The sequence below is a fragment of the Enterobacter sp. ZOR0014 genome, assembly GCF_000798855.1.
In the GTDB taxonomy this organism is placed as follows: domain Bacteria; phylum Pseudomonadota; class Gammaproteobacteria; order Enterobacterales; family Enterobacteriaceae; genus Enterobacter; species Enterobacter kobei.
The window spans coordinates 21,216-27,902 of sequence record NZ_JTLF01000135.1; the positions used below are offsets into that span (position 1 = coordinate 21,216).

General features: G+C 55.3%; 5 protein-coding genes. 2 read left to right on the plus strand and 3 right to left on the minus strand.

The features are described 5' to 3' along the window. Positions 1 to 245: 245 nt before the first annotated feature. Together glpT and glpQ are read left to right on the plus strand one after the other, a co-directional pair. Positions 246 to 1,598 carry a glycerol-3-phosphate transporter gene (glpT, locus tag L977_RS07105; RefSeq protein WP_014884613.1) on the plus strand — a complete coding sequence of 451 codons (1,353 nt, stop codon included), beginning with the start codon at positions 246 to 248 and terminating at the stop codon, positions 1,596 to 1,598. Positions 1,599 to 1,609: 11 nt separating this feature from the next. Then, complete coding sequence (glpQ, locus tag L977_RS07110) at positions 1,610 to 2,668, plus strand: glycerophosphodiester phosphodiesterase (RefSeq protein WP_047625466.1); 1,059 nt, start codon at positions 1,610 to 1,612, stop codon at positions 2,666 to 2,668. Positions 2,669 to 2,771: 103 nt separating this feature from the next. Here the strand turns inward: glpQ and yfaE are convergent, their stop codons facing one another. From yfaE to nrdA, 3 genes are all read right to left on the minus strand, one after another. Further along, positions 2,772 to 3,026, minus strand: a complete 255-nt coding sequence (yfaE, locus tag L977_RS07115; protein WP_023338559.1) for a class I ribonucleotide reductase maintenance protein YfaE — start codon at positions 3,024 to 3,026, stop codon at positions 2,772 to 2,774. Beyond that, positions 3,026 to 4,156, minus strand: coding sequence for a class Ia ribonucleoside-diphosphate reductase subunit beta (gene nrdB, locus L977_RS07120; protein ID WP_014884611.1), 1,131 nt, complete (start codon positions 4,154 to 4,156; stop codon positions 3,026 to 3,028). Before nrdB ends, yfaE begins: the two co-directional genes overlap by 1 nt. Before the next feature lie 100 nt (positions 4,157 to 4,256). Next, the gene (nrdA, locus tag L977_RS07125; protein ID WP_014884610.1) at positions 4,257 to 6,542 is read right to left on the minus strand and encodes a class 1a ribonucleoside-diphosphate reductase subunit alpha; all 2,286 of its coding nucleotides are present in this window, start codon (positions 6,540 to 6,542) and stop codon (positions 4,257 to 4,259) included. Positions 6,543 to 6,687 lie beyond the last annotated feature (145 nt).

The following is a 6,687-nucleotide window of genomic DNA, read 5'->3' on the forward strand; positions in this document are numbered from 1 at the left end:
CCTTAATGTTCGTTTTTTTATCATTTAGCCACATGAAAACTGTGGTTTGTTTGATTTCGAACATAAACGCGCGAAATTCGAAAGTGAAACGTGATTTAATGCGCTTTTTTGCGCATTCTGTCATATTTCTGTAACAATCTGTGCGTTGATTCACAGTAACAATCACCATGATTTCTTAACATCCCCGGCTCTGGAATTCAGGTGCGAGCCACCTGCTCATTCAATTCAAGGCCACGGAGGCTGTCATGCTCAGTATTTTCAAACCCGCGCCGCATCGGGCGCGTCTGCCAGAGGCAGAGATTGATCCGCTATACCGTCGTCTGCGTTGGCAAATTTTCCTGGGGATCTTCTTCGGGTACGCGGCGTACTATCTGGTGCGTAAAAACTTTGCGCTCGCCATGCCGTATCTGGTGGAGCAGGGCTTTTCACGCGGCGATCTGGGGTTCGCGCTGTCGGGGATCTCTATCGCGTATGGTTTTTCCAAGTTCATTATGGGGTCCGTGTCGGATCGCTCGAATCCGCGCGTGTTTCTGCCCGCCGGTCTGATTCTGGCGGCTGCGGTGATGTTGTTCATGGGTTTTGTGCCGTGGGCAACCTCCAGCATTGCCGTTATGTTCGTGCTGCTGTTCCTCTGTGGCTGGTTCCAGGGGATGGGATGGCCGCCATGCGGACGTACCATGGTGCACTGGTGGTCGCAGAAAGAGCGCGGCGGCATTGTGTCGGTGTGGAACTGCGCGCATAACGTGGGTGGCGGTATTCCGCCGCTGCTGTTCCTGCTGGGGATGGCCTGGTTCAACGACTGGCACGCTGCGCTCTACATGCCTGCGTTTGGTGCCATTCTGGTGGCGATTATTGCCTTCGCGCTGATGCGCGATACGCCGCAATCCTGCGGCCTGCCGCCGATTGAAGAGTATAAAGACGACTACCCGGATGATTACAGCGAGAAGCACGAAGAAGAGCTGACCGCGAAGCAGATCTTCATGAAGTACGTGCTGCCTAACAAACTGCTGTGGTACATCGCGGTGGCCAACGTGTTCGTTTATCTGCTGCGTTACGGCATTCTGGACTGGTCACCGACCTACCTGAAAGAGGTGAAGCACTTCGCGCTGGATAAATCCTCCTGGGCCTACTTCCTGTATGAATACGCGGGGATCCCGGGCACGCTGATCTGCGGCTGGATGTCGGACAAAGTGTTTAAAGGTAACCGTGGTGCAACAGGCGTGTTCTTCATGACCCTGGTGACCATCGCCACCGTGGTGTACTGGCTCAACCCGCCGGGCAACCCGGGCGTAGACATGGCCTGTATGATCGTCATCGGCTTCCTGATTTATGGCCCGGTCATGCTGATTGGCCTGCATGCCCTGGAACTGGCACCGAAAAAAGCGGCGGGCACGGCGGCAGGCTTTACCGGTCTGTTCGGCTACCTGGGCGGTTCAGTCGCGGCGAGCGCCATCGTGGGCTACACCGTGGACTTCTTCGGTTGGGACGGCGGCTTTATGGTGATGATTGGCGGTAGCGTGCTGGCGGTACTGCTGTTGATTGTCGTGATGATCGGTGAGAAACGTCACCACGCGGAAGTGCTGGCGCGTCGTCAATAAGGAACATGACCATGAAATTATCTCATTTAACCACCGGTCTGCTGCTGGCGGGCCTGATGACAGGCTCCGCGCTGGCGGCGGATAAAATCGTGATTGCCCACCGTGGCGCGAGCGGCTATCTGCCGGAGCATACGTTGCCGGCGAAAGCAATGGCCTATGCGCAGGGCGCGGATTATCTGGAGCAGGATCTGGTGATGACGAAGGACGACCAGCTGGTCGTCCTGCATGATCACTATCTTGACCGCGTAACGGACGTGGCGGAGCGTTTCCCGGACCGCGCGCGTAAAGATGGCCGTTTCTACGCCATTGATTTCACCCTGGCGGAGATCCGCTCCCTGAAGTTTACCGAAGGGTTCGAGATTGAAAACGGCAAGAAGTTACAGGTCTATCCGGGACGTTTCCCGATGGGCAAATCTGACTTCCGTATTCACACCTTCCAGGAGGAGATAGAGTTTGTTCAGGGGCTGAACCACTCGACCGGTAAAAATATCGGTATCTACCCGGAAATCAAAGCGCCGTGGTTCCATCATCAGGAAGGGAAGGATATTGCCGCGAAAACCCTGGAGGTCCTGAAGCAGTACGGCTACACCAGCAAGAAGGACAAAGTTTACCTGCAGTGTTTTGACGCCGCCGAGCTGAAGCGCATTAAAACCGAGCTGGAGCCGAAGATGGGGATGGATCTCAATCTGGTGCAGTTGATTGCCTACACCGACTGGAATGAAACCCAGGAGAAACAGCCAGACGGGAAGTGGGTGAACTACAACTACGACTGGATGTTTAAGCCGGGCGCGATGAAGCAAATTGCGCAGTACGCTGACGGCATCGGACCGGATTACCACATGCTGGTGGCAGAAGGCTCCACGCCGGGTCACGTGAAGCTGACGGCGATGGTGAAAGAGGCGCATGTCAGCAAGATGCAGGTTCATCCGTATACCGTGCGCGCAGACCAGCTGCCGCCGTATGCCACGGACGTGAATCAGCTTTATGAGGTGTTGTATAACCAGGCGGGCGTGGACGGGTTGTTTACGGATTTCCCGGATAAAGCGGTCGAATTCATTCACCGGAAGTAGGTTTGGTAGGTCGGGTAAGGCGAAGCCGCCACCCGACATTCAGGCTTTGCGGCCTGATGCCCTCACCCTAACCCTCTCCCACAGGGAGAGGGAACCAGGGCAATCACATCTCGATCTCAATATCGCCTTTTGCACGGCAGCAGCAGGGTAAAATTTCCCCTTCGTTGATAAAGGCCAGCGGTTCGGTCAGCCAGTCCACCTGGCCGGCGACCAGACGGCAGCGGCAGGAGCCGCAATAGCCGGAACGACACTGGTACTCTACTTCTACCTCATGCGCTTCAAGCGCCACCAGCAGAGAAGGGTGCTCCTCCCGACACAGCACCTCAGTGCCGGAAAGACTTAACGTGACGCGTGACATCAGAGCTGGAAGTCGCTCAGGTCGTCAGTGTTGACTTCAGAATCAATCTGACCGACCAGGTAAGAACTCACCTCCACTTCCTGAGGCGCAACCTGCACGTTATCGGACACCAGCCAGGTGTTGATCCACGGGATTGGGTTAGAACGCGTCTGGAACGGCAGGTCGAGACCGACAGCCTGCATACGGATGTTGGTGATGTACTCAACGTACTGGCAGAGAATGTCTTTGTTCAGGCCAATCATGGAACCGTCGCGGAACAGGTAATCTGCCCACTCTTTCTCCTGCTGAGCCGCCAGCACGAACAGGTCATAGCACTCCTGCTTGCACTCTTCGGCGATTTCCGCCATTTCAGGGTCATCCGTACCGCTGCGCAGCAGGTTCAGCATGTGCTGGGTGCCGGTCAGGTGCAGGGCTTCGTCACGGGCGATCAGACGGATGATTTTGGCGTTGCCTTCCATCAGCTTGCGCTCGGCAAAGGCGAAGGAGCAGGCGAAGCTCACGTAGAAGCGGATCGCTTCCAGCGCGTTGACGCTCATCAGGCACAGGTACAGCTGTTTTTTCAGCGCGCGCAGGTTCACGGTAACGGTTTTACCGTTCACGTTATGCGTACCCTCGCCCAGCAGGTGCCAGTAGCTGGTCATCTCGATCAGTTCGTCGTAATAGTGCGCAATGCCTTCCGCACGCTTCTGGATCTGCTCGTTGGTGACGATATCGTCAAACACCACCGCCGGATCGTTCACGATGTTGCGGATGATGTGTGTATAAGAGCGGGAGTGGATCGTCTCGGAGAACGCCCAGGTTTCCACCCAGGTTTCCAGCTCGGGAATGGAAATCAGCGGCAGCAGCGCTACGTTCGGGCTACGGCCCTGAATGGAATCCAGCAGCGTCTGGTACTTCAGGTTGCTGATGAAGATATGCTTTTCGTGATCCGGCAGCGACTGGTAATCAATGCGATCGCGGGAGACGTCTACTTCTTCCGGACGCCAGAAGAAGGAGAGTTGCTTTTCAATCAGCTTTTCGAAGATGTCATATTTTTGCTGATCGTAGCGTGCCACGTTGACCGGCTGGCCAAAGAACATCGGCTCTTTGAGCTGGTCGTTTTTCGTCTGTGAAAATGTGGTGTATGCCATTGCGGTGAGTCCTGTTGAGATTTTATTGCCCGGCAACACTGCGTTTGCCGGGCCTACAAAACCGTAGGCCGGGTAAGCGTAGCGCCACCCGGCGAAGTGCTTAGATCTTACATGCGCCGCTTTCGCAGCCATCGTCCTGAATTGACGGTACCATGTCGTCCTGCGCGTCTTCTGCACCGTCACGGGTGTTGTGATAGTACAGCGTTTTCACGCCAAATTTGTAGGCGGTCAGCAGGTCTTTCAACAGCTGCTGCATCGGTACCTTGCCAGACGGGAAACGCGTCGGGTCATAGTTGGTATTGGCAGAGATCGACTGGTCGATAAACTTCTGCATGATACCCACCAGCTGCAGGTAGCCGTCGTTGTTTGGCATTTCCCACAGCAGCTCGTAGTTGTTCCCGAGTGTTTCGTAGTCCGGTACCACCTGACGCAGCACGCCGTCTTTCGACGCTTTGATGCTGACGTGGCCGCGCGGCGGCTCAATACCGTTAGTGGCGTTGGAGATCTGCGAAGAGGTCTCAGACGGCATCAGGGCAGAGAGCGTGGAGTTGCGCAGACCGTGAGTCTTGATGGACTCGCGCAGGCCTTCCCAGTCAAGGTGCAGCGGCTCGCTGACGATCGCATCCAGGTCTTTCTTGTAGGTGTCGATCGGCAGAATGCCTTTTGCATAGGTGGTTTCGTTGAACCACGGGCATGCGCCTTGCTCTTTCGCCAGCTCGTTAGACGCTTTCATCAGGTAATACTGAATGGCTTCGAACGTCTGGTGCGTCAGGTTATTGGCGCTGCCGTCGGAGTAACGCTTACCGTTTTTCGCCAGCCAGTAGGCGAAGTTAATCACGCCGATACCCAGGGTACGACGACCCATCGCGCCACGTTTAGCGGCCGGAATTGGGTAATCCTGGTAGTCCAGCAGGGCGTCGAGCGCGCGAACCGCCAGCACGGCCAGCTCTTCCAGCTCGTCCAGGCTTTTAATTGCACCCAGGTTGAACGCAGACAGCGTACACAGCGCAATTTCGCCATTTTCGTCGTTCACGTCTTCCAGCGGCTTGGTCGGCAGGGCGATCTCAAGGCACAGGTTAGACTGGCGTACTGGCGCAACCACCGGATCAAACGGGCTATGGGTGTTGCAGTGGTCAACGTTCTGGATGTAGATACGGCCGGTAGAGGCACGCTCCTGCATCATCAGGGAGAACAGATCGACCGCCTTCACGCGCTGCTTGCGGATGCTGTCGTCTTTTTCATATTTGGTGTACAGACGCTCGAACTCGTCCTGATCGGCGAAGAACGCGTCGTACAGGCCCGGGACGTCGGACGGGCTGAACAGGGTAATGTCTTCCCCTTTCAGCAGACGGGTGTACATCAGTTTGTTGATCTGTACGCCGTAGTCCATGTGACGCACGCGGTTGCCTTCCACGCCACGGTTGTTTTTCAGCACCAGCAGGCTTTCCACTTCCAGGTGCCACATTGGGTAGAACAGGGTCGCAGCACCGCCGCGCACGCCGCCCTGAGAGCAGGATTTCACTGCCGTCTGGAAGTGTTTGTAGAACGGGATACAGCCGGTGTGGAACGCTTCACCGCCGCGAATCGGGCTGCCCAGTGCACGGATGCGACCGGCGTTGATGCCGATACCGGCGCGCTGGGAGACGTATTTCACAATGGCGCTGGAGGTCGCATTGATGGAATCCAGGCTGTCGCCACACTCGATCAGTACGCAGGAGCTGAACTGACGGGTAGGGGTACGCACGCCAGACATGATTGGCGTTGGCAGAGAAATCTTGAACGTCGATACCGCATCGTAGAAACGCTTCACGTAATCCAGACGGGTGTCACGCGGGTAGTTTGAGAACAGGCAGGCTGCCACCAGAATATAGAGGAACTGGGCGCTTTCGTAGATCTCACCGGTAACGCGGTTCTGAACCAGGTATTTGCCTTCGAGCTGCTTCACCGCCGCATAGGAGAAATTCATATCGCGCCAGTGATCGATAAACCCGTTCATCTGCTCGAACTCTTCTTCCGTATAGTCTTCCAGCAGATGCGTGTCGTATTTGCCCAGCTCAACCATTTTCACTACGTGATCGTAAAGCGCAGGCGGCTCAAACTGGCCGTAGGCTTTTTTACGCAGGTGGAAAATCGCCAGACGTGCAGCAAGGTACTGATAATCCGGTGCGTCGCGGGAGATCAGATCTGCCGCTGCTTTGATAATTGTTTCGTGGATATCAGACGTTTTGATGCCGTCGTAGAACTGAATGTGGGAACGCAGTTCAACCTGGGAGATAGATACGTTGTTCAGTCCTTCTGCTGCCCAGTCGAGAACTCGATGGATTTTGTCCAGATTGATACGCTCGGTCGTCCCGTCGCGCTTTGTCACCAGCAGACTCTGATTCATGTGGGTTTTACCTGTCCGTGAAATAAAAAATATCCCCCGCTTATCCACAGAACTATCTTGTGACTAACTCTGTGGATAAATACTACATATAGGGGGTTTGCGATAAGAAAAACGCTATATGGTGAGTATTCTAGTATCGAATCTT

Bases quoted from the DNA above. Each gene is read 5' to 3' on its own strand.
- glpT (WP_014884613.1), top strand. From the start codon at position 246: ATGCTCAGTATTTTCAAACCCGCGCCGCATCGGGCGCGTCTGCCAGAG.
- glpQ (WP_047625466.1), top strand. From the start codon at position 1,610: ATGAAATTATCTCATTTAACCACCGGTCTGCTGCTGGCGGGCCTGATG.
- yfaE (WP_023338559.1), bottom strand. From the start codon at position 3,026: ATGTCACGCGTCACGTTAAGTCTTTCCGGCACTGAGGTGCTGTGTCGG.
- nrdB (WP_014884611.1), bottom strand. From the start codon at position 4,156: ATGGCATACACCACATTTTCACAGACGAAAAACGACCAGCTCAAAGAG.
- nrdA (WP_014884610.1), bottom strand. From the start codon at position 6,542: ATGAATCAGAGTCTGCTGGTGACAAAGCGCGACGGGACGACCGAGCGT.